Below are 26,237 nucleotides of genomic sequence, written 5' to 3' on the forward strand. Positions count from 1 at the left end.
GACGCGACTCCAGCCCGCACCGACGCAACGGCGGTGGGGGTCGCAGCGATCGATGAGCTCGCCTCCGGTCCGGTGGGTGCCGCGCCTGCTGTGCCGCTCGCGCCTGCCACGACTGGGCACAGCAGTAGGGAAAGGCCGGTGAACGCTGCCAGCGCTCGGTTCGCCCCCGACGGCAGGGTTCGCGCGGCGATCCGGTCGAGACCTCGTGCGCGAAGACGGTCAACCGTCGCCCCGCCGACGAGCGCCAAGGCCAGGGCCAGCCAGAGGCCGCACAACCACAAGCCCCACCGCGCGAGGTCGATCGCTGTTCGATCCAGGGCCAAGCCTGAGACACCGGGCCCGGACACCCCGCGGTGCGGCAGCCGCAGACCCTGAGGAACGAATGCGTACAGCAGACACACATCGCCGACCAACAGGAGCAACACACGGAAGCGTGCGTTAGGCAGAATCATCAGCTTCCTTTCGTTTACGTTCGTTTGCATCTAAGTACGTCGGTAGGCGTGCAGTCAAGCTAAGTTGCAGAACGAGGTGCTTGAACAGCCAGGGACTGTCATTCTGGCTGCATCCCACGCAGAAAGGTGCCAAAACAGGTGAGATGGACGGGATTGTTCGACGACCTTGAAGCGCAAGCGATCGATCTGTTCGCGGCGGAGCGGTCGGCCGAGGTAGCGGATAGGACCCGCGGTGAGTTCGGGCGCGTGCAGCTGTCGGATCGGCTACGTCCGGCCCTCGGGTCTGCGGTGCGCCTGCGCTGCGTCGGCGCTCAAGCGGTCAACGGTCATATCCGTCGCGTCGGCGCGGAGTGGGTGCTGATAGACGAGGGATTCGGGCGGGAGGCCCTCGTGCTCCTGACCGGCGTTCTCACGGTCTCCGGTCTTGGACGACTCAGCTCCTCGCCCGGTTCGGCAGGGGTCGTGGAGTCCCGGCTCGGGTTGCGACATGTTCTGCGCGCGCTGATCCGCGACCGATCGGGGGTCCAACTGGCGCTGGTCGACGGCACGATCGCGGGAGGGACCCTCGACCGGCTCGGCCGGGATTTCGTCGAGCTGGCCGCTCACCCGGCCGGCGAGGCGCGGCGGGGTCCCGCGGTGCGCGAAGTGCTGCTGGTCCCACTCTCCGGCCTCGTGTTGGTACGCCGAGACGAGTGACTCAGGCGCGCTGCTCGGCTTCGGTGCCGGCGGCACGTCCGCCGGCCGCCGGGTCGAGCAGGGGGTGCTCGGCCACGAACCGGCGAGTCTGGTCATACATCCGGGCGATGTAGGACTCGAGCTGGTCGCGTTCGACCCGCCACTGACCGCGACCGCCGATCTTGATGGCGGGCAGTTCACCCGATCGCACGAGCGCGTACGTCTGGGAGTCGGAGATGTTGAGCACCTCCGCGACATCGGTCAAGGTGAGAAATCGCCCGCCGGTCATCCCGCTCCGTTCATCGGTCCACAGGGCGCAACGGCCACTGCACAGTGCTGCGTTCTACGGCAGGACGCCGTCGGTTGAGCCAGTTTGATGCAGCCCGCCATCGTTGTGCCGTGACCGGCCGGCTTTGCCGGCGATGGTCCGCGACGGCGTGCCGTAGCCCAGTCTCGCACCTGTTCCCCACAACCCTCGTAGTTGTCCACAGTTTGGCGATACGCGTCCGCCCGCGGCGTCGTCCCGGCAACATGGGTCCCATGACCGCCGCAACAACCTCGCCTCGCCCCGTTGGGAGCGCTTCGCCTGGGCAAGCGTCGCCGTCCTCGCCCGTTCCGCGCCGACTACGGCGCCCGACCTGGCTGGATCTTCGCCTGGTACTGGGTTTCGGCCTGGTGCTGTCAGCGGTGTTGGCAGGCGCGTCGATCCTCAGCGGTGCCGATCACCGCACGCCCGTATGGGCGGTCCGACACGACCTCGCCGCTGGAACCGTCCTGCGATCGGCCGATCTCGCGGTCGTGCCGACCCAGCTCGGTTCGTCCTCCGATCGGTATCTGCCGTCCTCGGCGGCGGTGGTGGGCAAGGCGCTCGCCTGGCCGCTGCGAGCTGGCGAGCTGCTGCCCCGATCGGGGCTCGATGCGCGGGTATCCGGCATCGAGATCACGGTTCCGCTCGGTCGTGACCAGGGTCCGCGACTGAGAGTTGGCCAACGCGTAATCCTCTGGCTGTCGACCAAGAGTTGCCGGGCGGCCGTCGTGGTCTCGGGTCCCGTCGTGCAGGACGTCTGGACCACTGGAGGCGGGGCGCTCAGCGGTGCCGACACGGCTTTTTCCCTTCGGCTGGAGCCCACGGACGCCTCCCGAGTGATGGGCGCGGTGGATGCCGAGAGCGCAGTACTTCGCGTCGGGGTGCTCGCGGACGGTCAAAACCCACCGCCGGCGACCGAGGCTCTGGACACGTGCATGGGTGGACAGTGAGCGTCCGCGTTGTTACGGCCGCCGGTGGTAGCACGTGGGAAAGTGCGCTGGTATCGAGTTCAGCCGGGACCGAACTCGTCGTCGCCCGTCGCTGCATGGATCTGGTCGAGTTGCTCGCCGTGGTTGCGTCCGGCCAGGCCGAAGCGGTCCTGCTCGATGCGGAGCTTCGAGGTCTGGACGCGGACGCCGTCGATCGGATGCTGGCGGCGGGAGTCGCAGTCGTGGCCGTGCTTCCGGAGCGCGCCCCGGCCGCGCGGGGTACGGGGGCGATGGCGGACCTGTCGGAGCTGGCCGCTGCCCCCGAGCTGCCCGATTCGGCCGCGTGGCCCGCACCGGTGGCCGACCTCGATCCGGCCGTGGAACGTGTGCGAGCAGTAGGCGTCGAGCACGTCGTGCCCGCGAACGCTGCCGTTGAGGTGTTCTTGTCCGTGGTGCAGCACGCGCTCAACCGAAATCGTCCCGAGTCCGAACCGCCTTCTCATGACTTTGCCGACCCGGCGTTCGCGAGCAGCCTGCCGGTGCAGACGGATTCGTCCACACCGTCAGTTCAGTCACTGAACGGACTCGTCCGCGGTTCGGTCGTAGCGGTGTGGGGCCCGACCGGAGCTCCAGGGCGAAGCACGGTCGCCGTCAACCTTGCCGATGAGATCGCAGAGCTTGGACGCTCGGCCATGGTCGTAGATGCCGATGTCTACGGAGGAGTCGGAGCGGCGTTGCTCGGTCTGTTGGACGAATCCGCCGGTATTGCCGCTGCCTGCCGTCAGGCCCAGGCGCGGCGACTCGATCCCAGCGCGTTGGCCTCGTTGGCGTGGCAGCTGAACCCGCGGCTGCGGATTCTGACGGGGTTGACCCGGGCGGACCGGTGGCCGGAGCTGAGGCCGACCGCGTTCTCCTCGGTGCTGGAAATCAGCCGGCATCTCGTCGAGTTCACCGTGGTCGACGTGGGTTTCAACCTGGAGAGCGACGAGGAGCTCAGCTTCGACACCATGGCCCCGCGCCGAAACGGCGTGACGCTCGCCGCCCTCGAGCATGCCGACCTGGTCTTGGCGGTCGCCTCGGCCGATCCGATCGGTGTTCAGCGGCTGGTCAGGGGGCTCGTCGAGTTGAGGGAGGTCGAGATCGACACGCCGCTATGGGTGGTGGCGAACGGGGTGCGCCGCGGGCCGGTTCCGGGAGACCCGCGTCAATCCATCGACGAGGCCCTCCAGCGCTTCGCCGGCCGCACGGTCGCCGCCGCGCTCCCATACGACCGGGAGGGGCTCGATGCCGCGCTCTCGCAAGGAAAGACCATCCGTGAGGCGGCTCCCAGCAGCGGCTACCGCCGCGCGATGCAGGAGCTGGCGGCTGCGGTGGTAGGAGTGCCCTCGCCATCGCGTCGCCGCGCGTCGGCGAGGGCCGGACGTCGACGGGCCTAGCAGGTGTCTCCGGCAACGGTGGCCGGGCGACAAGGGATTGGCTGGATTGATCTGTCAGGGACCCCCGTCGCGGACCCCTGGGCTGGTTAGATCGAGTCGGCCGACGCGGAAAACAGCCAACGCGCGAGAAGGAGAGAATCGATGACCACGGCCAGAAAACCGCAGCCAGCCTTGCCTGCACGGCATAGCGCGGACGCTCATGATCTGATCCGGGTGCACGGCGCGCGGGTGAACAATCTCAAGGACGTCAGCGTCGAGATTCCGAAGCGGCGACTGACGGTGTTCACCGGGGTCTCGGGTTCGGGTAAGAGTTCACTGGTTTTCGGAACCATCGCCGCGGAGTCGCAGCGGCTGATCAACGAGACCTACAGCGCGTTCGTCCAGGGATTCATGCCGACCCTGGGCCGCCCTGATGTCGATGTCCTCGACGGACTGACCACGGCGATAATCGTTGACCAGGAACGCATGGGTGGCGATACCCGTTCCACAGTCGGAACCGCCACCGATGCCAACGCGATGCTGCGCATTCTCTTCAGCCGGCTCGGCCGGCCGCACATCGGTTCGCCCCAGGCCTTCTCCTTCAACGTGGCTTCCCTTTCCGGCGCGGGGGCCGTGACCATCGAGCGGGGCGGCTCGGTGACGAAGGAGCGGCGAAGCTTCAGCATCACCGGCGGGATGTGCACCCGCTGCGAGGGTCGCGGCGCGGTCACCGATATCGACCTGACCGCTCTGTTCGACGCGGCAAAGTCGCTCAACCAGGGCGCGCTCACCATCCCCGGATACAGCATGGACGGGTGGTTCGGACGGATCTTCAGCGGCTGCGGTTTCTTCGACCCGGACAAGCCGATTCAGCGATTCACCAAGAAGGAACTGCACGATCTCCTGTACAAGGCGCCGACCAAGATCAAGGTCGACGGGATCAACCTCACCTACGAGGGCCTGATTCCCAAGATTCAGAAGTCGATGTTATCCAAGGACGTCGACTCCATGCAGCCGCACATTCGAGCGTTCGTGCAGCGGGCCGTCACCTTCGGCACCTGTCCAGATTGTGGGGGCACTCGGCTCAGCGAGCTGGCACGATCGTCGAAGATCGGCCGAATCAATATCGCCGACGCGTGTTCGATGCAGATCAGCGACCTCGCCGCCTGGGCGCGCGGGCTCGATGAGCCCTCGGTGGCCCCGCTGATCGAGACGCTGCAGAGAACACTCGATTCCTTCGTCGAGATCGGGCTTGGGTACCTCAGTCTCGACCGTCCCTCGGGAACGCTGTCGGGTGGGGAAGCCCAGCGGGTGAAGATGATTCGTCATCTGGGTTCGTCACTTACCGATGTCACCTACGTATTCGACGAGCCGACGATCGGCCTGCATCCGCATGACATCCAGCGCATGAACGAGTTGCTGCTGAAGCTGCGAGACAAGGGCAACACCGTCCTCGTCGTAGAGCACAAACCCGAGGCGATTGCGATTGCCGATCACGTGGTCGACCTCGGCCCTGGCGCAGGCGGCGACGGGGGCACCGTCTGCTTCGAGGGGAGCGTGTCCGAGCTGCGCGCCAGCGGGACCATCACCGGCCGGCACCTCGATGATCGTGCTGAACTCAAGCACGAAGTCCGCGTTCCGACCGGGAAGCTCCAGATCAAAGGTGCGGACCGGCACAACCTCCAGGACATCGACGTCGACATTCCACTCGGGGTGCTGGTCGTCGTGACCGGCGTCGCCGGATCGGGCAAGAGCTCACTGATCCATGGGTCCCTGTCGGGCGGCAGCGGTGTGGTGACGGTTGACCAGGCAGCGATCAGGGGATCACGGCGGAGTAATCCCGCGACGTACACCGGTCTGCTTGAGCCGATCCGCAAGGCGTTCGCCAAGGCCAACGGTGTGAAGCCCGCCCTGTTCAGCGCGAACTCCGAAGGCGCCTGCCCGGCTTGTAATGGCGCTGGCGTCATCTACACCGATCTGGCGATGATGGCCGGCGTCGCGTCCATCTGCGAGGAGTGCGACGGCAAACGGTTCCAAGCAGGAGTCCTGGAGTACACGTTCGGTGGAAAGGACATCAGCCAGACGCTCGCGATGCCGGTGTCGGAGGCTATGGAGTTCTTTGGTGCCGGTGCGGCCAGGACACCTGCGGCACACAAGATTCTGACGCACTTGTCCGACGTCGGTCTCGGCTATCTCAGCCTCGGCCAGCCGCTCACGACCCTGTCCGGCGGCGAACGACAGCGGCTCAAACTGGCGACTCACATGGCTGAGACGGGAGGGGTCTACGTCCTGGACGAGCCCACTACCGGTTTGCACCTGGCCGACGTCCAGCAGCTTCTCGCGCTGCTCGATCGGCTCGTCGACTCCGGCAAGTCGGTCATTGTGATCGAGCATCACCAAGCCGTCATGGCCCACGCGGATTGGATCATCGATCTCGGCCCGGGGGCGGGACACGACGGGGGCCGGATTGTCTACGAGGGGACTCCGGCCAACCTCGTCGACGGTCATTCGACCCTGACCGGCCGCCATCTCGCGGCCTACCTCGCGACCTGAGCGCTCAGACAGGCACGAATCAGCCGCAGCTGGCGTGTTCGGCACGCCCATCGTTGCCCATCCCCGGCGGTCGAACCAGGGATCACCGGCGATGAGCGGTGTGTGATCAGCGACCAGATGGCCAAGGCCGGCCACGCCGTCATCGTGTTTTGCCAGCGGCCGACCTCGACAAGACCCTTGCTGCCTTGAGTCCTCGGGAGGTGAGGTCGTCCACGAAGCCCCGCCAGCACGCGATTCGGGGTGTGACGCGTCCGCGAGCACATGCCGAACGGAGATGATCGTGACACGATCACAGTCATGGCTGACAGGCTGAGCTCGCTGGACGTCTCGTTCCTCTATCTCGAGGGTCCGACGACGCCGATGCATGTAGGCGGTCTGGCGGTCTTCGCCCAGCCGTCCGGCGGTTTCGACTACGACACCCTGGCCGATCTGATCTCCAAGCGAATCTCGTTGGTGCCGCGTTACCGGCAGCGAATCAAGTCGGTGCCAGGCCATCTGGCCTCGCCCGTGTGGGTCGATGACGCCGACTTCGACCTGAGCTACCACCTGCGCCGCTCGGCGTTGCCGAAGCCGGGGTCTGAGGAACAGCTGCGAGAACTGCTTGCCCGCGTCCAGTCCCGTCCATTGGATCGCAACCGGCCGCTGTGGGAGATGTATCTCGTCGAGGGGTTGTCCGACGACCGATTTGCGATCATCACCAAGACCCACCACGCGATGGTCGATGGAATCAGTGCGATCGACATAAGTCAGGTAATTCTGGACGTGAGCCCGGTTCCGCGGGAGATTCCCGACGATCTGTGGATGCCGCGCCAGGAGCCGGGAGCGATAAATCTCGTCGCGGACGCCGTGGGAGAACTGGTGCGCCGCCCGAGTGCGGTGGTCGACACGGTCCGGCTGGGCCTGGCTGATGTTCGCAGCATCGGAAACCAGGTCGGGGCTGCTGTTGGCGGCCTGCTCTCGGCGGCCCGAATTGCCGCCCGTCCAGCTCCGGGATCTCCGTTGAACGCGACGATCGGGTCTCAGCGGAGGTACGCAGTCGCGCGCACCGACCTGGACGACTATCGCGCGATACGGAAGGAGTTCGACGCCACGATCAACGACGTTGTCCTGGCCACCGTCGCCGGGGCGATCAGGGATTGGCTGCTCACTCGCGGGGAATCGGTGACTCCGGCTTCCGTGGTGCGCGCCATGGTCCCGGTCAGCATCCGCGCCGAACACCAGTCCGGCGCGTTGGGTAACCGCGTCTCGTCCTATTTGGTCGACCTCCCCGTAGGCGAACCGAATCCCGTGCTACGCCTGTCGCAGGTCAGTTACGCCATGAAGGCGCATAAGGAGTCCGGCCAGTCGGTCGGAGCGGATGCGCTGGTGGCCTTGTCCGGCTTCGCGCCACCGACGCTGCACGCGCTCGGAGCGCGGGCCGCGAACAGCTTCACACGCAGGTTGTTCAACGTCGTGGTCACCAACGTGCCCGGTCCCCAGTTCCCCTTGTACGCCGCGGGCGCCAAGATGCTCCAGATGTATCCGGTGGTGCCGCTGGCCGCGGGGCAAGCGGTCTCGATCGGGCTCACGTCCTATGACGGTGGTGTGTATTTCGGGTTGAACGCCGACCGGGACGCGATGTACGACGCAGACGTGCTGGCAACGCTCATCGAGGAGTCGTTGCAGGAACTTCTCGAGGCGAGTCAGGCACCACGCCAAGGTCGAAACGGGCGTCGCCGATGACAGCGAAGCGGGTGCCGCCCTCGTCGGATACGCGGGCCGACCTGACTGCAGAGCATCGCGGGCCGCGCCGGCCGGCTCAACCGCGCCGAGCCTTCGTCTTCGGCGGCGGAGGGGTCCTGGGATTTGCGTGGATCGTCGGAGCACTGACTGCGCTCGAGCATGAGCGTGGCGTTGTCCCCGCGGAGGAGGACCTGTGCGTAGGGACTTCCGCGGGAGCGGTTATCGCTGCGCTGCTCGGATGCGGGGTGGATGTCGACAGCATCCGCCGTCACCAGTTGGGGATGCCGCTACCCGAAGATCCACCGATCAGCTGGAACTACGCGGCCGACTCCGGCGGAGCGTTGCCTCCGCGCCCCGGCTGGCGGCCGGGGTCGATGCGGCTCGCCTGGGGCGGCATACGCCACCGCCATTCGGTGCCGCCGGTTGTAGCGCTGTCGGGGCTTCTGCCACGGGGCCGCGGGACCCTGAATCCGATCCATCGCATGCTCGACACGGTCATCGAGGAGTCAGGCTCGGATGGTGGTTGGCCGGACAGGCAGACCTGGGTCGTGGCCACCGACTATTCCTCCGGGCGGCGCGTGGTGTTCGGTCGCGATGGGTCTCCCTCGGCGGGGTTGGCGGATGCGGTCTGCGCCTCGTGTGCAATTCCTGCCTGGTACGCCCCGATCCAGATCGGCGACGGTGCATACATCGATGGCGGGACTGCCTCGAACGCTTCGGTCGATCTCATCGATCCGGAGACAGTCGATGAGGTTTATGTGCTTGCACCGATGGCCGCGCTGGAACCCGACAGCCCGCGGTCACCGGTCGCAATGGTCGAGCGGCGGGTCCGCAAGGCAATCACGCGGGGGATCGTGCACGATGTGCAGGAGCTCCAGACCAGCGGCGTCGCCGTGACGATGCTGACCCCGGGCTCTGAAGATCTGACGGCGATGGGAGCCAACCTGATGAATCCTCGACGCCGGAGCGACGTGTTGCATACCGCGATGCGCACCGTCGCCGCGCAACTCCATCACACCGACCTCGGCCGGAGTGATCGTCAGGACGGGGCAGGGGCGTGAGGGTGTACGTGCCGGTCACCTCGAGCATCCTGCAGCGCCTGGCCGAGCAGGGCGTGCTGGGTCCCGCGCCGATAACGGCCTTCGCGGTCACCCCGGGGCTACGTGAGTGGTACGTCGACGACGACCTGGAGGAGTTGGAGTACGCGGCCAGCTCCGAGGCCGCACGCGCCTGTCTGCGCTTGCTGTCCGCCGATGACGAAGCGTCGCGCCGGCGGATCGTCATAGCGGCCGACATCGCGGAAGATCGTGTCGAAGTGCGTGACGAGCTCGACCGTGGCGTGGTTGCGGTCCAAGTGCCGATATCGCTGAGTGACTGCGCGTCGATACATGCTGACGACGATGATGCCGAGGAGGCCGTCGACACGGCCGTTCGAAACATCGACGCCGCCGATCTGGGAGATCCGGAGGCAGAGTTTCTGGTAGACGAGGCTGACGGTTTCGAGTTGTCCTGGTACGCAACCCAGGAGCTGTCGCTGGTCCTGGAAGACATGAGCTGAGTTCGAGGCCTGGTCACTGCCGCCCACCTGCGCAAGGAAGCTGAATCACCTGTACCGGGCAGCCGCTGGGGTACCCGCCGACGCCGTAAACCAGTCCGCGCCCCGCTCGGCCGGCAGCCTGTCGAGGCGCTGGGCTCGCTCCGAAGAGCGCGCCGTCGTTGATCTCGGGCCGCAACACGAGCCCGCGACGCCGTCGCCGTAGCGCGAGCAGCAGGCCCCCGTAGGCCACGTGTGCTGATTCGGTCCGGCAGCTCGCCAGCACCGTGACGCCGTCCCGCGCAAGACCTCCGACCAGCGCATCCTCCAGCGCAGGATCATCGAGGTCGTCGACGTTGTCGACACCGATCACGGCACGCTGTCCCTGGGTCAACCTCGCTAGCCTGGTGGCTACGTCCGGAGACCGGGGATCAAGGATCTCGATACCTGGGGTGAGCGACGGGTCGATATAGCTTGCGGCGGTCGAGATCAGTGCCACCACAGACGAGTAGCTGCGTGATTGGTGCAGGATCGTCTCCAGTGCGGTGCTTCGCCCGCTGCCTGGCGGTCCACAGATCAACAGGTGCCGCCCCGGCCCGGACAGGTCGAGCTCGATCGGCAGCGCCTGGTCACCGCCGACCGCGAAGGTCACCCGACTCGGTGAGGCAGGAGGCGGTGGGTGGCCTACGACGGCCTGTGGCAGCGCGACGATGCGAATCAGGGGCGGCCCCTCGTCCGCGGGTGAGCCGTCCTTGTCGGGATCGTTTGCCCGAAGCGAACGGCCGTCTCGGCCGGGCTGGTCGTTCGTCGGCCAGAAGGTGTCGCTGTCGGCCGGCGGCAGAACGAGCTGAACCTCACGCCCGCATTGGGCCAGGACCGCTCGTCCTGGAGGAAAGGTCGCCGGCAGATCCCGAGCCTGCAGGCCGGTCATCAGATAGTCATTTCGATCGTTCAGGCGCAAGAGGAGCCGGTCAGTCATCACGGCGCTCGCACGAAGTCCGAGAAGCGTGCGGTCGCCACTGACGGCCATCAACACGCCCGCCGAACGGCTATCACGCAACAACGACAGCAGCTGTTCCATCGTTCGCCCGGCGTTGAACTCATCGCTCGCTGTCGCTAGCTGCTCCCAGCCGTCCACAAGGACAAGGACGGGTGGCGCAGGAAGGTCGCTGGCTCGCCGCGCACGAAACAACGCGGCCAACCGGTCGAGCAGTAACGAGACCTCCGGCAGGTCGGCATCGGTCAGGTACGCCCCACAGCGCCCGTGCTCGCTCAGCGGGCGCAGGCCCCCCTGTCCGCAATCGACGATGTAGAGATGGGCGCCGCGTGCCGACGGTTGGCGCAATACCCCCGCAGCTATCGACAGCAGCGCCGACGTGCGACCGGACCGCGCGGACCCGATGAAGGCGATGGACCCACCCGCGGCGGCATCAATGGTGAAGGGCTGTTGGGTCTGTTCGTCTGGTACGTCGACGAGGCCAATCGGCACCGTACCGGCTGGTGCGGGCGTGCCGAGCTGTAGATCGGTACCCTCGAGCCGGTCCGGCAGGGGTGGCAGCCATGGCGTGGCTTGAACCGGCTCGCCGTGTACCGCTGCCGCTTTGCTCAATGTCTCAGCTAGCTTCTCGAGATCGCTGAGCCGCTCGCTGGCCGCTCGGTCGGACCGGCTCCGGTGCCACGTGTCCATTACCTCGACCGAGACCTTGTCGACGTGGGCGAGACGGCTGGTGAGCGCGGTCTGAAAGGGTCGCAGGCCCCCCGAGCTCCCCGAGCTCCGCAGCAACGCACGGCCCGGTGTGGCCTGCGAGATGGCCGTAGCGTCCGGGCTCCCGATGACGTCGAGTGACTCGGCGATGTCGTTCACCCGCAGACAGATCCGCGCGGAGACATTGGCCTTGATGTCGGCCGAGACCACCCCGGCGGGACGTTGAGTCGCCAGAATCAAGTGCACCCCTAGGGATCGCCCCCGCTGGGCAATGCCGACCAGACCCGTGATGAACTCGGGAAGCTCCTGGTTGAGGGCAGCGAATTCATCGACGACTATCACGAGGCGCTGCAGGCCAGGCGCGGACTGCTCGCCACGGTACTGGTCGAATTCTGCGACCCCAGCCAGCGCGAAGAGTTTCTCACGTCGCCGCAATTCGGCGCTCAGACAGCGCAGTGCCCGTTGAGTGAGGTGGCCGTCGAGGTCGGTAACGACTCCGCACACCTGGGGTAGACGAGCACACTCGGCGAATGCTGCGCCACCCTTGTAGTCGATGAGGATGAGACCGAGATCGCTTGGTGCTGCGGCGAGGGCGAGGCTCGCGACAATCGTCTTGAGTAATTCCGACTTACCGGAGCCCGTAGTCCCGGCGACGAGAAGATGGGGACCATCCTGCCGTAGGTCGAACATCGACGAGTGTCCCTCGGGGTCGCGACCGATGGGGATACGCCAATCAGGCGCGAGCCTCCAGCGGTCGGCTACGCGTTCTGGTTCGCCGCTCGAATCCGGCCACAAGTCGAGTAGGCGCACCGACTCGGCTTCGCCGTCCGGGCTCTGTCCCGCAGCCAGTTCGCGCAGTGGAGCGAGGGATCGTCCCAGAGCTTCGCACCATCGTTCGTCGACTCCGTCAGGAACGAGCACGGCCATTGCGGAGCCTGTTCCGTTCAACAATCGCCACCACCCCGGCTTCCCGGCGAATGGGGCCAGTTCGGCTACGGGCGCCGCCGTGGGTGTCGGCACCGCGGTACCGAGCCATGTCTGGTCAGGATCCTGCCCGGCGAGCTGCCCTCGCGCGGGGCCATCAAGCACGATGACCGTTATTCCGTAACGGTTTCCCTCCCGAATTACCCGATGGAGAATCGCCGATCGTGCCAACGTCGGTTCCGAGTCGACGACAAGCACGATCCATGTACCGGCCCAAACACCGTTATGGGCCGGAGCGGACAAGTTCGCCCTCTCGTCCATTACTCGTGCCGCGCGCTGGAGAGCCTCCTCGGCGGTGTCCTCGGTGGAGGCAGTGTGGTCGAGCCCTTCACTCCACCTGAGCCACCGCCAGGCATCGGTCGCGGGGAGTATCTCGTCAGGGCCATCAGCGCCGAGCACAAGCCAGACTCGCACTCGACTCGGCGCGTGAAGCACCAACACTTGGGAGACGATCCAGGCGGCCGTCCGACGGCTGTCGGGTCTCGGACCCGTGAAAATGAGCGGCCGCGCAGCGAGGTCGACGCACACTGGAATGTCGCTGATTGGCGACACTGCGCCGTCTGTGTCCCTGATCGGGGCAGGCATCATGTTGCCTTCGACCACGCCGCGCACACTCTCGGACTGTCCAGCGCTGCCGGATGCGAGCTGTCCGGTTCCAGCGTTCGCCACGCCCACTCTCACGTGCAGGAATTCGGGATCCCCCTGAGCGCGCTCCCAGAGGCGGTCAGACCGATCGGCGGCGATCCGAGCAACCGCGACGGCATCCGGACTACGCAGCCGCACTTGTCGCTCGATCGTGCGCTGCTCCTCCACACGTGCCCGCACCTGCAGTTCCGCGCGTTCGCGCGACTCCTTTGCCAGCACGCGCTGCTTGCGTCGCCAACCCCATCGGTCCGCGAGACCAGAAGCCAGGACGGTCACCGGGCTCAACAGGCTGAAGGCCAGAAATTGCGGATTCTTCATGTACACGGCGAGGGCCAGACCGCCGGCTGCCGGGAGCGCCGCGGCCAGTAGCCCCAGCCGCGGTTTGGGTTCACTGACGATGAGCTCGTCCGCGCGGTCGGCGGTGGCGGAGCTAGGGGCCGGGGCGGTTGTCGCCCGAGTCGGTGCCGCGCCACCGGCGGGGATCATCACAGTGCCGTCCGGTCCGGGGTTCTGTGGCTCGTTCGTTGGCCCCGCGACGGCTCGGATATCGAATACGTGCCGCCCTGCTCTGATGGATCTACCCGAGGCCGTACTCGTTCTTCCACGTAGGGGAACACCGTTGAGGTAGGTGCCGTTGGTGGAAGCCAGATCAGCTAGCTCGATACCTGAGTGGCCGAGCACCAACTCCAGGTGCTCGCGGGAAAGTTCAGGATCGTCAACCACGATCTCGGCGGTGCCGGAGCGGCCAAGAACGGTTCGGCCGCGGGGAAGGGGGAAAACCGTCCCTGAACTGGGCCCGGCTGTGAGGGCTAGTTCGATACCGCCCGAGCGGGGTGAGGCGGACGCCGGTTCCGTCACGGTCACTGATTGCCCGTCGGTCGAGAGCCGACATCCGGGCTGGAGGCCCAGGTCACCGACAGTCGGCTGCGCGCTTGTCGGCCAGCCGCGCCGCGCCTGCTCTGCAGTGGGCGCCGTCATCAGGGCCTCGGAAAGCGCGACGAGGAGCTCTGACACGGGTGCGGCCGGGTTCGCGGTCACCAGGATGTCGAGTTCCCCGAACGCGGGATCGTGAATGCTGAGCGGGATGCGCATGCGTCAAGGATGCATGGTCCTACTGACACGCCAGCCGACTTGCTGAAGACCTGTGGACAAAGTTTTCCGTTATCCACAAGGGGAGAAAAGTGTCCGCCGCGCAGCGTACGGTCTTGTCCCACGGTCGCCGTTGTGGCGATCGATCCGATGAAGGGAAGTGCCAGCCATGACCGCAGGATTGAGGGTTTCACCCGAGCAGCTAGGAGTATTGGGCGGCAGTTGTGTGCGCACCTCGAGCGAGGTTCGTGGTAGGCACAGCGCGTTGAAGGCCCAGTTGAGTCCACTCTTCGGAGCGGACTGGTCGGGGGCGGCGGCATCACAGTTTGCGGCATTGTACGAACAATTCAACGCCAGCGCCGAGGCATTGTCCTCAGCGCTCGAGGGCATCGGCGGCTTGCTCAACCAAGCGGGCGCCAGCTACGCCAACGTGGAGCAACAGATCACCTCGTCCTTCCGGCTCTGAGCGGTCGCGGTAACCTCCTGAGATGCCTGATGACGGCGGTGGAGTCCTTGCGGTGGTTGAGGCGGCCTACCGTCAGCACTTCGAGGTGGCCCCCTCACGCGCGTCCGTCTCGTTCGTCGGCGTCGAGCCGATCGAGATTCTGCGCTACAGCGAAGGCGATTCCGACCACTACGTCAGCCTCGGAATGGCGCGTTTTCCAATGGCTGATCCGTCGGAGTCGATCGTCGACGAGCGCACCGCGCCGCGAGCGGAGCTTCACCTCATCGCGCGTGGCAGGCCAGACCGTCTGTGGCGAAATCTCGCCGTGTTGGCTGCTGCACCTGCGGTCGAGGGCGCGGTCTTCTCGGCCGGCGGTCGGGTCGATTTGGGTGAGCCGCTCGCGACCTCGTCGCGGTGCACCGGGTTCGTGCTGGTCGAGTCCACCCTCGGATCCGTCAGATACCCCGGCGTCGCCGATGTGCAGTTCCTACAGGCGATTCCCGCGACAGCGAATGAGCTGGCCTGGTCCCGAATCCACTCGGTGGAGGCGTTGTTGGCGCGGTGGGAATCCGCCTCGGTAGATCTCGAGGAGATCTTTCGCGACGCAGTTCCTCTGGACGGTTGACGACAGGTGCCCTCAAGGGCGGCAATCTATGGCCTCTGGATGGACCACGAGCAACAGCCGGTGCGTTTACAACCAACCATTGCGTTTGAAGGAGCGATGCAGCAAGAAGCAGACAAGAAGTGTCAAGGCACCCGCGGCGGGATAGCTGAGGAACCAGTGCCGTTCCGGCATGTGGTCAAAGTTCATGCCTTCGATGCCGGCGACCATGGTCGGCACCGAGATGATTGCCACCCAGGCGCTGATCTTGCGCATGTCCTCGTTCTGCACCACGCTCACCTGAGCGAGGTTGGCGGACACCAGCGTGGTCAGCAGGTCGTCGAACCCGGCGACCTGCTCGACGACCTGGGTCAGGTGGTCGTCGACGTCCCGGAAGTATTCCCGAACGTCGTCGTGGACGAAGCGCACCGGCCGTTCTGCCAACATCCGCAGGGGTCCGGCGAGCGGTGCGGCCGCTCGGCGCAAGGCCAGTACCTCCCGCTTGAGAACGTACAGACGATTGGCGTCGCTGAACCGAGAGGAGCCAGAGAAGACCGAGGACTCCGCCTCGTCGATGTCGGTCTGCAGTTCGGAGGACACAGTGAGGTAGCTGTCCACGACTCTATCCAGAATCGCGTGCAGGACGACTGAAGGACCCAGACGAAGCTGGACCGGGTCGGCCTCCAACCGCTTACGTAGATCCCTCAGGCTTCCATGTTCGCCGTGGCGGACCGTGATCACAAAGTCCCTGCCAACGAAGGCCATCACCTCGCCGGTCTCGACCACCTCGGCGTCGGACGGTCCGGTTCCGCCGCTGTAGTGGACGGTCTTCATGACTGCGAACAACGCGTCGTCATAACGTTCGAGTTTGGGCCGTTGGTGCGCGTGGACCGCGTCCTCGACGGCGAGAGGGTGGAGATCGAAAGCCTCAGCCATTGGTTCCAGTTGGCGTTCGGAGGGCTCGTGGAGCCCCAACCAGACGAAGCCGGAGCGGTTTCGGCGGACGTCGGCCAGGGCCTCCTGCCAGCTGGGATGGCCTTCGCAGCGTTCGCCGTCGCGGTACACGGCGCAGTCGACCAGCGACGAAGTCCGGTCGACCTCGGGAATCCAGGGCACAGCACTTCCGCCGCGCCGGTGGGGCAGGCGTGGGGGTCGGATCGGCAGGGTAGGCATTAACTCACATTGTGCCCCTTCATCGGTTAGGGGTAGGGCAGGATCGGCGGATCGTCGCCACCGGTTGGCATCGCGGTCCACCGCGCCGAGCGCTGGTGCCGACCTGGCGATGCCGAACGGCCGTCCTACCAGAGCGAGACCCCGAGACAGACCCTGAGACAGAGCCCGAGACAGAGCCCGAGACAGAGGAGCCTTGGTCATGCAGTTCGGACGTAGCTACGAGGAGTTCGAGGTGGGGGCCACCTACAAGCACTGGCCCGGTAAGACCATCACCGAAGCCGATGACCACCTGTTTTGCCTCATCACCATGAATCATCACCCGCTGCATCTCGACGCCAACTACGCCGAGCACAGCACCCAGTTCGGCAAGAACGTCGTGGTCGGCAACCTCATCTACTCCGTCCTGCTCGGCCAGTCTGTCGCCGACATCTCAGGCAAGGCGATTGCCAACCTCGAGATCGAGTCGCTCAAACACGTGGCCCCGACCTTTCACGGCGACACCATCTACGGCGAGACCACTGTCCTCGACAAGTGGGAATCGAAGTCGAAGGACGATCGTGGCGTGGTTTACGTGGAGACCATGGGCTACAAGCAGGACGGAACCGTCGTCTGCACCTTCCGACGCAAAGTCATGGTGCCCAAGCAGAGCTACCTCGACGCCCGCGGTGGCGAGCAACCAGCCCGTCCGACGCCGGTGATCTGACGCGCGCACATCGTCATCCGTGTCGTCCGGGCCCGCGGTCGTGCCACGTTCGGAGTCCATTGACGAACAGCACCGGACAGGGCACTTTGGTCAAGTGGGATCTTCGTGGTGCCCGCGGTGCGGTGCGGACCTCATCGCACCGAGCGTGTACAGCAGCGATTGGCGGTGTGCACGACATGGTGGCGTGCTCCCGCTCAAGCGCTTGCACCATCTCGACGAGGCGACGCTGTCGCACGTCCGCACCCGATCCGAGGTTCCGGTGTGGCTGCCGGATCCGGTGCCCCAGGGCTGGGGGCTGTCCGGACTCGCCACGGTGGGCGACGAGCGGAGCCGGGTCCGGGCGACCGTGACCTCGTTCAGGGGGCCCGCGCCCCTCGGAGGTGACGGCGAGTGGCTGATCGTGGCTGAGGAGCCCGGGATCGGTCTGGGCGCGAGCTACGCCGCTTCGGGCGAACCGGAACTGCCGACGCGTGACGGTGCCGTGCCCGCCGCAAAGCTCCATGCCGAAGGGCGACCAACCAGCCTCTGGCCCGTCCGGACGACAGTCACTGACCGCAGCAGCTACGTCGGGGAGGCCGCTGGCGTCTGGTTGTGGCTGATCAGCTTCCCCGCCGACGCCGGCTACGCCGTCCTTGAGGACTTGACCCTGAGCGACGCCCGCACGGCGGCGCTGGAACTAGCCGCCGAGCATCCCTCGGAGCGGATCCGTCCGAACCCGGTCTGAAACTGGCGCCACCCCACTCTCGGAGCCGCCCGCGACGCGACGCGACCGAGGGGACCGCGCGCCTCCCACCCGTCGGTAAGGCCGTCCGGTAGACATGGTTGCGACTTGTGCCCCAAGACGAGCTAGCCGGATTCGCCGACTGACCCGAGGAGAGACACGTGAACGGAAAGAAGATCACGACAATCATCGTGATCCTGTTCATCGTGTTCTTCGTGGTGAACTCCCCGAAGGAAGCGGCCGACATCGTGAAGTCGACGCAACACGTCATGGCGCACGCCTTCAGCAGCATGTCCGAGTTCGTCAAGAACCTCTGATCCCTTGGTGCCGGACATGCGCCTGACGACCGGTCCGGACCAGTTCGATGAATGACCTGGACCGGTACCTTCTGCCGACCGAGACGACCGAGGTCGTCGTTCGTCGGCATTGGGCCAGTCTTACCAAGCAGGGGCTCATTGCGGCGGCCCTGATCGCGCTGTCGATGACGATCGTGGTCTACGCCGCGAAAACCCAGGCGCTCGCCGTGCTCGGCACCCTGCTGTTCCTGGGAACCATCGGCTGGTTCGGGTGGATCGTCGGCGACTGGTACTCCGAGCGCTTCGTGATCACCGATAAGCGAGTCCTGCTCATTAGCGGGCTGCTCACCAAAAGGGTAGCGATCATGCCCCTGAGCAAAGTGACGGACTTGACCTACGAGCGATCCATCCCTGGGCGGCTCCTGGGTTACGGCGTTTTCGTGGTGGAATCGGCCGGACAGCATCAGGCCCTGAGCCGGATCGACTTCCTCCCGCACCCCGACGAGCTCTACCAGCAGGTATCCAGCCTGTTGTTCGGCCCACGGCAACGAATTGGCCGTGGCCCTGCCCCGTCCGATGGCTCGTCCCGCTCCGGGGGCGAAGGTTACGGCGGGGGCTACTTCGCCGGCGGCTACGGCGGGGACTATGAATCCAGTGGCTTCGGTAGGGCCTCGGGCTACGCACCCGGAGCGGCCGACGAACCGACCGCCTACTACGGTGGGATGGTCGGTGGGCAGGTACAGGACCAGTCGACCACCCCGCTTCCCAAGATCAACTGATCGGACGCCTGCGTCCGGGTACCGTCCGGCGCTGCGTCTCGTAGGGTGAAACGACCATGACGATCGATCTGCACACCCACTCCACTGCCAGCGATGGGACGGACACGCCTGCCGCGCTGGTCGCCTCGGCAGTGCGCTCCGGGGTGAGCGTGCTCGGGATCACCGATCACGACACCACCGGCGGCTGGGCCGCGGCGGCGGCCGCGGTCGAGTCGCTCCAGACGCCGTTCACGCTGATCCGCGGGGCTGAATTCTCCTGCGCGTACTTCCCGCCGTCGGGACAGCGCCGGATCGGCCTTCACCTCCTCGGCTACCTCTTCGATGCCGACCACCCCGGGCTGAAGGCCGAGCGAGCACGGTTGCGCGAAAACAGACGTGGACGTGGCGAACAGATCGTTGACCGTCTCGTCGCCGCCGACTACCCGATTACGTGGGAGCGAGTGACCGAGTTGGCGGCCGGAGGATCTGTCGGCCGACCGCATATCGGGCAGGCCCTCGTCGAGGCCGGTGTGGTGAACAGCGTGAATGACGCGTTCGCGGAACTGCTTTCAAGCGCGTCGCCCTACTACGTACCGAAGCAAGACATGGACGTCTTTGCTGCGATCTCGATGATCAGGGCCGCGGGTGGGGTGCCGGTGATCGCGCACGCATGGGCAAGGACGCGAGGCAGGATTCTGGACGAGGCTCCGCTCGCGGAGTTGGTAGAGGGCGGCCTGGCCGGTTTCGAGGTCGACCACGCCGACCACGACGACGCCGATCGGCGGCGGCTGCGCGCCTTCGCGATTGAGCTGGGGATATTCACCACCGGATCGTCGGACTATCACGGTACAAACAAGTCCGTGCGTATCGGAGCAGAGTCCACCAGTCCCGAAGCCCTCGGACGCCTCTTGGCGCAAGCCAGCGGCGTACCGGCGCTGGATTCCTCCGCCGGCTCCGCGGTGACGGTCGGACAGCGTTGATGTACGCCTTCATGCCTGGTCCTGGTGGGCCCACGCCGCCGCGCATGCCGCGCATGCCGCGTGTGCCGCGCGTGCGGCGCGTGCGGCGCCATTCGAGGGGACCACGTCGCCTGCTGCCCGTCCTTGTCCTGACTGCGGCTGTCCTGCTGGCCGGGCTGGCGAGTCCCGTTCCCGCGTCCGCGGCGCCGGTCGATGACGCCATCAGCGCGCTGCGCAGCCAGTCCCTGTACGTCGCACCCGACTCCGGCCTGAAGCTGGAGCAGGACACGGCTCGGGCCGTGCTCGGCGGCGCGGTGAAGGTCGCGGTCCTGCCCTCCGGTGCGGGCGATCCCACTGCCCTTTCTCGCCAAATCGGCTCGTCGGTCGGCGGCCAACTGACGGTGGGGGTTTTCGTCGGGCACAGTTTCAGCGGCGGGTCGGACGTGCTCTGTCCGGGTTACGCCGCTCGCGCTGCAGCTCGTGCGGTGGCAGACAACCGATCGGTGCTCGCCAGCACCAACGACGTGACCAGCACGATCACCGATTTCGCACGCCTGGTGTCCACCGCCCCGCGGACAAACTGTACGAGCGGCTCCACAGGACAGGCCCCGAGTCGTTCCGCGGGCTCCGGCAGTTCGGGATGGGCGATCCTCGGCATCTTCGGTGCGCTGGGGGCCGCAGCCGTCGCCCTGCTGGTCTGGCGGCGTCGTCGGAAGGAGCGTCGGGCGCTCGCCGACGCGCGCGCGGTCGTCCAGCCCCTCTACGATCGCCTCGCAGCCGAGGTCAGCTCACTGCAGCCCGGCGGCAACCCGGTGGCCAAGCAGGCCCTGGCCGACGCAGCCGAGCGGTTCACCTCGACGGGATCGCAGCTGGCAACCGCCACCTCCGTGGCCCAACTCGGTGGTGCGCGCCGGTCGGCGCTAGAAGGACTGCAGGCAGCGCGCACGGCCCGAGCCGCTCTCGGGTTGGACCCCGGACCAGACCTCCCGCCGCTGGTCGAAACGACGGCACCCCAGCTGGGTGAGTCGCAGCAGTTCACGGTCAACGGTCAGAACGTTCAGGGCTACCCGGATTACCGTCCCGGGGCTCCGTACTACTTCGCCGGCGGCGGCGGCTATCTCGGCGGCTGGTATTCAGCCCCGTTCTGGCAAGGTCTGTTGATCGCCGAGTTGATCTCGCCGAGCTGGGGCTGGGGCTTCGGCGGACTCGGCGGCTGGGGCGGCTACGGCGGCTACGACAGCGGCTACGGCAGCGGTTACGGCAGTGGCTTCGAGGCTGGACGGGAGTCCAATCAAAACGATGCCGGCGGGGACTGGTCCAATTCCGACCCCGGAACCTCCGGCGGGGGATGGTCCTCAGGCGGTGATTGGTCCTCCGGCGGTGGTGACTGGTCATCTGGCGGCGGCGACTTCGGTGGCGGCGACTTCGGCGGTGGTGACTCAGGTGGCGGCGGTTCTGGGGGCGACTGGTGAGCGCCCCGGAACAGCTGGAATTCTCCGGACTGCCTAGACCTCTGTTCGCCGCAACGCCCTCGAAGCTCACCACCTTCGACTGTCCTCGTCGGTACAAGTTCACCTACGTGGACCGACCCGCTGCCGCCAGAGGGCCGGCGTGGGCGCACAACACCGTGGGCGCGGCAGTTCACGTCGCCCTTGCGCGCTTCTACCAGCTCAGACCGGAGGACCGGACCCCGCGCAACGGCGCCCGGTTGGTGCACCGCAACTGGCAAGAAGACGGCTTCGCCGACCCGGAACAGTCCGACGCCTGGCGGCTTCAGGCGGCACGGTGGGTCGGCCGGTACCTCCAAGAGGAGGAACACCGCTCGCCGCCCAGCATCGACCCGCGAGGGGTGGAGCGCACCGTGGCGACCCGGACCGACGTGCTCGCGGTGTCCGGGCGGGTCGACCGCATCGACGAGCGAGACGGCGAACTGGTGATTGTGGACTACAAGACCGGACGGTCGCGGCTCGGTCCGGACGATGCACGTGGGTCGTTGGCGTTGGCCCTGTACGCGCTAGCGGCCGAGCGCACCCTGCACCAGCGTTGCCGACGCGTCGAACTGCACCACCTGCCCACGGGCACGATTGCCGGTTTCGAGCACACCGACGAATCGCTGCGGCGGCAGATCGACCGAGCAGAGCAGACCGCCACCGACATCGTCGCCTCCTTGGACACAGTGGCCGGCGGTGCTGACCCCGACGACGTGTTCGAACCCGCACCCGGTCCACGCTGCGGCTGGTGCGACTTCCGCAGGATCTGCCCCGAAGGATCCGCGGCGTCGGTCGGTCAGCCGCCGTGGGCCGGACTAGGCGAACTGGAATCCAGCGGCCCTGCGGCGGCGACGGAGTCCAGTCCCAGCTGAAGGCGGGCGGCCTTGCGACGTGAGCCGCTTAACCCGCCCGGCCGTCAGGGGGAACCGAGGCAGCACAGGACAGACACCGCTCGATTACGCCTGAACGGCGTTGAGGAAGTTCGCGAGCGCGGCCATCGTCGCGGCTGGATTCTCGACGGCCGGAGAGTGAGCGGCCGCCGGGACGACGACGTAGCGAGCGCCCAGCCTCGTCGCCATCTCCGCCTGGACCGCCGGCGGCCACGCGTCGTCATCGACGCCGTGCAACACCAGCAACGGCAGGCCGGTACGTCGGAGCTCGTCGGTGCGATCCCGCTCGGTCCGAAGCTCCTCGCCCATGACCTGGAGACCGACCGGGTCGTTGGCGAGGAAGCGGCGCTGCAGGAATCGCGCGACGTCGACCGGAAGATCGACGAACGTAGGGTCGGCCCGGGAGACGCTGGCCATGTGCTCCCAGAGGCCAGCCATGCCGTCCCTGGCGAGTACCGGCTCGCCAGAGTCCAGCGTGCGCCGACGCCGCCCACCGATCACTCCAGGCCCGGAACTGAGCAGGGTGAACGATGCGAATAGGCCAGGCTTTGCTATCGCCGCGGCCCGGCCGACCAAGCCGCCGAACGAGTGCCCCACCAGGTGCACGGATCGAGACGCGGCCGGGGATTGCGTGCTCAGCGTCGCGGCCAGTTCGACAAGATCGGCCGCCAGCGCATCGATTCGATAGCCGGCCGGGTCCGCAGCCCAGCCCGATTCGTACTGGCCGCGCTGGTCGATGGCCACCGCGCGATAGTCGTGATCGCGAAACGGCCGGAGCAGCGGCAGGAAGTCTTCCTTGCTGCCCGTATAACCCGGAACCAGCAGAACGATCGGCTGTGGCGTCAGCTCATCGTCCAGACCGATCGAAGCGCCGACGCGCTCAGCAGTGTCGAGGACCGCTAGCGGTCCCGAGGCCAGGTCAACGGTCCGCCTCATCGCAGCAGTCCCACGCCGATGCCGACTCGGACAGCTGGGCGTGCCTTCGCATGGTGTCTTGCCGCCCATGCCGGGCTGGCGGAGCGCATCGGCACAATCCTCAGTTGTAGTAGGCGACGGTGGGTCCGGCCACGACCAGGCCAGAGCCGGCCGCGAAGACCGGTTGATCAGCCTGAGCAGGGCTCGGTGCCAACGAAACGGACCTGCGCACACCGCCATCGGTCGCCGAGCGCAACTCGATCGAGCCCTTGACCGGCAGGGCCACGGTGTCGTTCACGATGCTGGGCCAGCCGCTGGTCTTCGCGGTCCAGGCCACCGCTGCCTGGGCCCCGATCGCGTAGGCCTGATCGAGCCGGACGATCTCCACGGCCGTGTTGTCGGCCGACGTCGCCTCGACCGTTGTCTGGGATCGGGGCAGCCCGCTCAGCGCGGCCTTGACTCGATCGGGGCTGCCCAGCGACAGCGTCGCGGCGAGCTTTCCGTCGGCGCCGTTGACCGTCCGCACCTCGCCGCTGCTTTGGGATGCCACCGCCAGCACCGTCCCGGCAGCGACGGGGACGTAATCCTCGTTGACCGGGACGTCGAAGTTCTGCTTGTCCTTGTTGGTCGTCAGATCGTGCATCGTGAGGTGATGCTGCGACCCGCAGTGATAACTGATCAGCACGCCTTTGCTGCCGCCCAGTGCCCGGTCGACCTGGCAACCGTCCGGGGCAGTGAACAGCCAGCGGTCCACGCCCCCGAAGTTGTCGAAGTCATGCACGGTGGTGGCCGACACGGCCAGCACGACGTTCGCGGTGCTCGACAGGGCCAGCGGCCCGTTGTCGGTGAGCGTCCGCCACCATTTCGGCGCTCCGGTCGCGGTGGTGATACCGGTGACCTGATCGCAGTTTCCGTCACGTCGATAGAGCGCGATGGTCGAGCCGTCCTGCTGGACGACCGAGCACAGCACCTCGTCGGCCTTGCGATAGCTCCAGCGGACCTTGCCCGTGGATACGTCCACACCTTGAACGGTATGGCCGGACCACGTCACCACGACGCCCGACTCATAGGGTTCACCTACCGCCGCTTGCCCGGCATTCGACCACACCTGACGCAGCGCGGCGGCCGGCGTTCCGGTCGGCAGCGCCGTGGCTGACGGACCGACGGTGCTGGTCACCTTGTCGAGTTCCCCGTGGGCGTAGGCCAAACGCACTCCGGCGAACCCGATGACCACCAATACCGCAACGACCACCGCGTAGATCGTTCTGGCACGGCGCATCTCACGCCGGTGGCGGGCGAGCGCGGCTGGAACCTCCGGCCGGCTCAACTGGTCAGAATGCGCCATCGCCGAGGGTTCAGCCAGCCGAGCCGGAGGCGTTGTCGGGCGTGGCCTCCGCTGTGTCGCCACCTCGCGTGCGTCGGCGCCGGCGGTTTCGCTCTCCGCCCTGGCGAGATTTGGCGGTCTCCCCACCGGACTCGGCCGAGCCGGCCGACGGTCCCGAGGCCGCCGCCCCGCCACGACTGCGGGTGCGTGAGCGGGTGGAGCCGGAACCAGAAGACCCGGATCCAGAAGCCGACGCGCCCGAACCCGAACCGCCCGAGCCCGAACCCGAGCCTGAACCGGACCGGCTCGCTCCACCGGATGTCCCTCGACCCGAGCCACTCGACGACGATGTCGCCGAGCCGGCGCGCTTGCGGTCGCCCCCCGAGCTCCGCGGCTTGGAGCCGCCCAGATCCTCGATCGCCTCGGCGTCGAGGCCGGCGCGCGTACGTTCCTTCACCGGAAGGCTGCTACCGGTCTTGGACGGGATGTCGAGCTCGAGGTACAGGTGCTCCGAGGTCGAGTAGGTCTCGGCGGGCTCGTGGAACGGCAGGCTCAAGGTGTCGCAGATGAGCTTCCACTTGGGCAGGTCGTCCCAGTCGACCAGCGTGACAGCGGTACCGGATTTGCCGGCTCGCGCCGTCCGGCCGATGCGGTGGACGTAGGTCATCGCGTCCTCGGGACACTGATAGTTGATGACGTGGGTGACGTCGTCCACATCCAGGCCGCGCGCGGCGACGTCGGTCGCGACCAGCACGTCGACCTTGCCGGAGCGGAACGCCCGCAACGCCTGCTCGCGGGCACCCTGACCGAGGTCACCGTGCACCGCGCCGGCGGCGAAGCCACGCTCGACCAGGTCGTCGGCCACCTTCTGGGCGGTGCGCTTCGTCCTCGTGAAGATCATCGTCAGCCCGCGGCCGTTGGCCTGCAGGATGCGTGCGACGACCTCCGCCTTGTCCATCGCGTGAGCGCGGTAGACGAATTGCTCGACATGCTCGGTGGCCGGGATCTCCGTGGTGTTCTCGGCCCGGATCTGCATCGGCTGATTGAGGAACTGCCGTGCCAGGGACACGATCGGCCCTGGCATCGTGGCCGAGAACAGCATGGTCTGCCGCGCCGCCGGGAGCATCGCCATGAGCTTCTCGATGTCGGGCAGGAACCCGAGATCGAGCATCTCGTCGGCCTCGTCCAGGACCAGGCACCGGACGTTGCCCAGCACGAGGTGCCCCTGCTGGGAAAGGTCGAGCAGTCGACCTGGTGTCCCGACCACGACATCACAGCCGGCCTTGAGCGCGGCCACCTGTGGTTCGTAGGCGCGGCCGCCGTAAATCGTGACGACCTTGGCCTTGAGGTCCTTGCCGGCGGCGGTGAGATCTCCGGCCACCTGAACGGCCAGTTCGCGGGTCGGGGCGATGACCAGGGCCTGCGGAGCGGCTCCGGCCGGGCTCGGAACGGTGATGCGGTTGAGCATCGGAACCCCGAAACCCAGCGTTTTGCCGGTTCCGGTGCGAGCCTGGCCGATGAGGTCCTGTCCGGCCAAGGCGATCGGGAGGGTCAGTTCCTGGATCGCGAAGGTGCGCTCGATTCCGACACCCTTCAACGAGGTGATGATCTCGGGCCGGATCGAGAACGAGGAGAACAGCGGTGCTTCGGGGCTGACGGGCGCGTGCCCGGCCAGCGGAGTGGGTTCAGGGGCAGTGGTTGCCGGGGATTCGGCAGCAGAGGTCATACGGGAGTTTCTCGTTTCTGTCACAGGCGCCGGGACGGATGGGCACCTGCCGGGGACCTGGCCGAGACTGACGAGCCAGGTGAAGTTCGGACGCATCGATGCGTCGTGACCTCGATTTGAGCAGACACCCGCTAGAACGTGAGGTCAGCCGAATCGACGCAGCGTCGGCCGACACTCACAGTCATCCTAACGCCCGGTCGCCGCAAACCCGGACTTCTGGGCACTA

Annotated in this window: 22 protein-coding genes; 16 read left to right on the top strand and 6 right to left on the bottom strand. The window is 66.8% G+C overall.

What is annotated here, in order from left to right; translation table 11 throughout:
* Nucleotides 1-590 precede the first annotated feature (590 nt).
* Nucleotides 591-1,148, top strand: a complete 558-nt coding sequence (locus M6D93_RS06725) for a hypothetical protein (protein ID WP_249773586.1) — start codon at nt 591-593, stop codon at nt 1,146-1,148.
* A gap of 1 nt (nt 1,149) precedes the next feature.
* On the opposite strand, the gene M6D93_RS06730 is transcribed toward M6D93_RS06725, so the two are convergent.
* Nucleotides 1,150-1,416 (bottom strand): helix-turn-helix domain-containing protein, encoded by a 267-nt coding sequence (locus M6D93_RS06730; RefSeq protein ID WP_249773587.1) that lies wholly within the window; start codon nt 1,414-1,416, stop codon nt 1,150-1,152.
* 251 nt (nt 1,417-1,667) lie between these two features.
* Between M6D93_RS06730 and M6D93_RS06735 the strand changes: the two genes are divergently transcribed.
* From M6D93_RS06735 to M6D93_RS06760, 6 genes are all read left to right on the top strand, one after another.
* Complete coding sequence (locus M6D93_RS06735) at nt 1,668-2,384, top strand: SAF domain-containing protein (protein ID WP_249773588.1); 717 nt, start codon at nt 1,668-1,670, stop codon at nt 2,382-2,384.
* 95 nt (nt 2,385-2,479) lie between these two features.
* Entirely contained in the window at nt 2,480-3,799 is a 1,320-nt protein-coding gene (locus M6D93_RS06740) for a CpaE/TadZ family protein (RefSeq protein WP_249773589.1), read from the top strand.
* Nucleotides 3,800-3,940: 141 nt separating this feature from the next.
* The gene (locus M6D93_RS06745) at nt 3,941-6,331 is read left to right on the top strand and encodes an ATP-binding cassette domain-containing protein (protein ID WP_249773590.1); all 2,391 of its coding nucleotides are present in this window, start codon (nt 3,941-3,943) and stop codon (nt 6,329-6,331) included.
* A gap of 297 nt (nt 6,332-6,628) precedes the next feature.
* Nucleotides 6,629-8,053 carry a WS/DGAT/MGAT family O-acyltransferase gene (locus M6D93_RS06750; RefSeq protein WP_249773591.1) on the top strand — a complete coding sequence of 475 codons (1,425 nt, stop codon included), beginning with the start codon at nt 6,629-6,631 and terminating at the stop codon, nt 8,051-8,053.
* The gene (locus M6D93_RS06755) at nt 8,050-9,114 is read left to right on the top strand and encodes a patatin-like phospholipase family protein (protein WP_249773592.1); all 1,065 of its coding nucleotides are present in this window, start codon (nt 8,050-8,052) and stop codon (nt 9,112-9,114) included. The genes M6D93_RS06750 and M6D93_RS06755 overlap by 4 nt, the downstream gene beginning before the upstream one ends.
* Nucleotides 9,111-9,611, top strand: a complete 501-nt coding sequence (locus M6D93_RS06760) for a DUF6912 family protein (protein WP_249773593.1) — start codon at nt 9,111-9,113, stop codon at nt 9,609-9,611. The genes M6D93_RS06755 and M6D93_RS06760 overlap by 4 nt, the downstream gene beginning before the upstream one ends.
* Before the next feature lie 13 nt (nt 9,612-9,624).
* Here the strand turns inward: M6D93_RS06760 and M6D93_RS06765 are convergent, their stop codons facing one another.
* A complete protein-coding gene (locus M6D93_RS06765) occupies nt 9,625-14,013 on the bottom strand; it encodes an FtsK/SpoIIIE domain-containing protein (protein ID WP_249773594.1) in 4,389 nt (1,462 codons plus the stop codon).
* 166 nt (nt 14,014-14,179) lie between these two features.
* On the opposite strand from M6D93_RS06765, the gene M6D93_RS06770 reads away from it, so the two are divergent.
* Nucleotides 14,180-14,476, top strand: coding sequence for a WXG100 family type VII secretion target (locus M6D93_RS06770; protein WP_249773595.1), 297 nt, complete (start codon nt 14,180-14,182; stop codon nt 14,474-14,476).
* Nucleotides 14,477-14,498: 22 nt separating this feature from the next.
* Nucleotides 14,499-15,080 (top strand): suppressor of fused domain protein, encoded by a 582-nt coding sequence (locus M6D93_RS06775; RefSeq protein ID WP_249773596.1) that lies wholly within the window; start codon nt 14,499-14,501, stop codon nt 15,078-15,080.
* 66 nt (nt 15,081-15,146) lie between these two features.
* Here the strand turns inward: M6D93_RS06775 and M6D93_RS06780 are convergent, their stop codons facing one another.
* Complete coding sequence (locus M6D93_RS06780) at nt 15,147-16,229, bottom strand: magnesium and cobalt transport protein CorA (RefSeq protein ID WP_249773597.1); 1,083 nt, start codon at nt 16,227-16,229, stop codon at nt 15,147-15,149.
* Nucleotides 16,230-16,428: 199 nt separating this feature from the next.
* Here M6D93_RS06780 and M6D93_RS06785 point away from each other — a divergent pair, with 199 nt between their 5' ends.
* From M6D93_RS06785 to M6D93_RS06815, 7 genes are all read left to right on the top strand, one after another.
* The gene (locus tag M6D93_RS06785; RefSeq protein ID WP_249773598.1) at nt 16,429-16,932 is read left to right on the top strand and encodes a MaoC family dehydratase; all 504 of its coding nucleotides are present in this window, start codon (nt 16,429-16,431) and stop codon (nt 16,930-16,932) included.
* A 145-nt stretch (nt 16,933-17,077) separates the two neighbouring features.
* Nucleotides 17,078-17,656, top strand: coding sequence for a DUF6758 family protein (locus M6D93_RS06790; RefSeq protein WP_347343526.1), 579 nt, complete (start codon nt 17,078-17,080; stop codon nt 17,654-17,656).
* A gap of 158 nt (nt 17,657-17,814) precedes the next feature.
* Nucleotides 17,815-17,970, top strand: coding sequence for a hypothetical protein (locus M6D93_RS06795; protein ID WP_249773600.1), 156 nt, complete (start codon nt 17,815-17,817; stop codon nt 17,968-17,970).
* A 47-nt stretch (nt 17,971-18,017) separates the two neighbouring features.
* Nucleotides 18,018-18,728: a PH domain-containing protein gene (locus M6D93_RS06800; RefSeq protein WP_249773601.1), complete on the top strand. Its 711-nt coding sequence runs from the start codon at nt 18,018-18,020 to the stop codon at nt 18,726-18,728.
* Between the two features lie 56 nt (nt 18,729-18,784).
* Nucleotides 18,785-19,687, top strand: a complete 903-nt coding sequence (locus tag M6D93_RS06805; protein WP_249773602.1) for a PHP domain-containing protein — start codon at nt 18,785-18,787, stop codon at nt 19,685-19,687.
* A gap of 53 nt (nt 19,688-19,740) precedes the next feature.
* Nucleotides 19,741-21,138 carry a hypothetical protein gene (locus tag M6D93_RS06810; RefSeq protein ID WP_249773603.1) on the top strand — a complete coding sequence of 466 codons (1,398 nt, stop codon included), beginning with the start codon at nt 19,741-19,743 and terminating at the stop codon, nt 21,136-21,138.
* Nucleotides 21,135-22,028: a RecB family exonuclease gene (locus M6D93_RS06815; RefSeq protein WP_249773604.1), complete on the top strand. Its 894-nt coding sequence runs from the start codon at nt 21,135-21,137 to the stop codon at nt 22,026-22,028. The genes M6D93_RS06810 and M6D93_RS06815 overlap by 4 nt, the downstream gene beginning before the upstream one ends.
* A gap of 84 nt (nt 22,029-22,112) precedes the next feature.
* On the opposite strand, the gene M6D93_RS06820 is transcribed toward M6D93_RS06815, so the two are convergent.
* From M6D93_RS06820 to M6D93_RS06830, 3 genes are all read right to left on the bottom strand, one after another.
* Nucleotides 22,113-22,982: an alpha/beta fold hydrolase gene (locus tag M6D93_RS06820; protein WP_249773605.1), complete on the bottom strand. Its 870-nt coding sequence runs from the start codon at nt 22,980-22,982 to the stop codon at nt 22,113-22,115.
* A 100-nt stretch (nt 22,983-23,082) separates the two neighbouring features.
* Entirely contained in the window at nt 23,083-24,306 is a 1,224-nt protein-coding gene (locus M6D93_RS06825; protein WP_249773606.1) for a PQQ-binding-like beta-propeller repeat protein, read from the bottom strand.
* 10 nt (nt 24,307-24,316) lie between these two features.
* Entirely contained in the window at nt 24,317-26,011 is a 1,695-nt protein-coding gene (locus M6D93_RS06830; protein ID WP_249773607.1) for a DEAD/DEAH box helicase, read from the bottom strand.
* Nucleotides 26,012-26,237: the final 226 nt, after the last annotated feature.

It is taken from the genome of Jatrophihabitans telluris (genome assembly GCF_023516435.1).
Classification (GTDB): Bacteria; Actinomycetota; Actinomycetes; order Mycobacteriales; family Jatrophihabitantaceae; genus Jatrophihabitans_A; species Jatrophihabitans_A telluris.

Excerpts from the sequence above, each read along its gene's own strand:
- M6D93_RS06810 (WP_249773603.1), top strand. The coding sequence starts at position 19,741 with ATGCCGCGTGTGCCGCGCGTGCGGCGCGTGCGGCGCCATTCGAGGGGA.
- M6D93_RS06770 (WP_249773595.1), top strand. The coding sequence starts at position 14,180 with ATGACCGCAGGATTGAGGGTTTCACCCGAGCAGCTAGGAGTATTGGGC.
- M6D93_RS06730 (WP_249773587.1), bottom strand. The coding sequence starts at position 1,416 with ATGACCGGCGGGCGATTTCTCACCTTGACCGATGTCGCGGAGGTGCTC.
- M6D93_RS06800 (WP_249773601.1), top strand. The coding sequence starts at position 18,018 with ATGAATGACCTGGACCGGTACCTTCTGCCGACCGAGACGACCGAGGTC.
- M6D93_RS06785 (WP_249773598.1), top strand. The coding sequence starts at position 16,429 with ATGCAGTTCGGACGTAGCTACGAGGAGTTCGAGGTGGGGGCCACCTAC.
- M6D93_RS06765 (WP_249773594.1), bottom strand. The coding sequence starts at position 14,013 with ATGCGCATCCCGCTCAGCATTCACGATCCCGCGTTCGGGGAACTCGAC.
- M6D93_RS06805 (WP_249773602.1), top strand. The coding sequence starts at position 18,785 with ATGACGATCGATCTGCACACCCACTCCACTGCCAGCGATGGGACGGAC.
- M6D93_RS06780 (WP_249773597.1), bottom strand. The coding sequence starts at position 16,229 with ATGCCTACCCTGCCGATCCGACCCCCACGCCTGCCCCACCGGCGCGGC.
- M6D93_RS06775 (WP_249773596.1), top strand. The coding sequence starts at position 14,499 with ATGCCTGATGACGGCGGTGGAGTCCTTGCGGTGGTTGAGGCGGCCTAC.
- M6D93_RS06825 (WP_249773606.1), bottom strand. The coding sequence starts at position 24,306 with ATGGCGCATTCTGACCAGTTGAGCCGGCCGGAGGTTCCAGCCGCGCTC.
- M6D93_RS06755 (WP_249773592.1), top strand. The coding sequence starts at position 8,050 with ATGACAGCGAAGCGGGTGCCGCCCTCGTCGGATACGCGGGCCGACCTG.
- M6D93_RS06830 (WP_249773607.1), bottom strand. The coding sequence starts at position 26,011 with ATGACCTCTGCTGCCGAATCCCCGGCAACCACTGCCCCTGAACCCACT.
- M6D93_RS06735 (WP_249773588.1), top strand. The coding sequence starts at position 1,668 with ATGACCGCCGCAACAACCTCGCCTCGCCCCGTTGGGAGCGCTTCGCCT.
- M6D93_RS06820 (WP_249773605.1), bottom strand. The coding sequence starts at position 22,982 with ATGAGGCGGACCGTTGACCTGGCCTCGGGACCGCTAGCGGTCCTCGAC.
- M6D93_RS06740 (WP_249773589.1), top strand. The coding sequence starts at position 2,480 with ATGGATCTGGTCGAGTTGCTCGCCGTGGTTGCGTCCGGCCAGGCCGAA.
- M6D93_RS06750 (WP_249773591.1), top strand. The coding sequence starts at position 6,629 with ATGGCTGACAGGCTGAGCTCGCTGGACGTCTCGTTCCTCTATCTCGAG.
- M6D93_RS06745 (WP_249773590.1), top strand. The coding sequence starts at position 3,941 with ATGACCACGGCCAGAAAACCGCAGCCAGCCTTGCCTGCACGGCATAGC.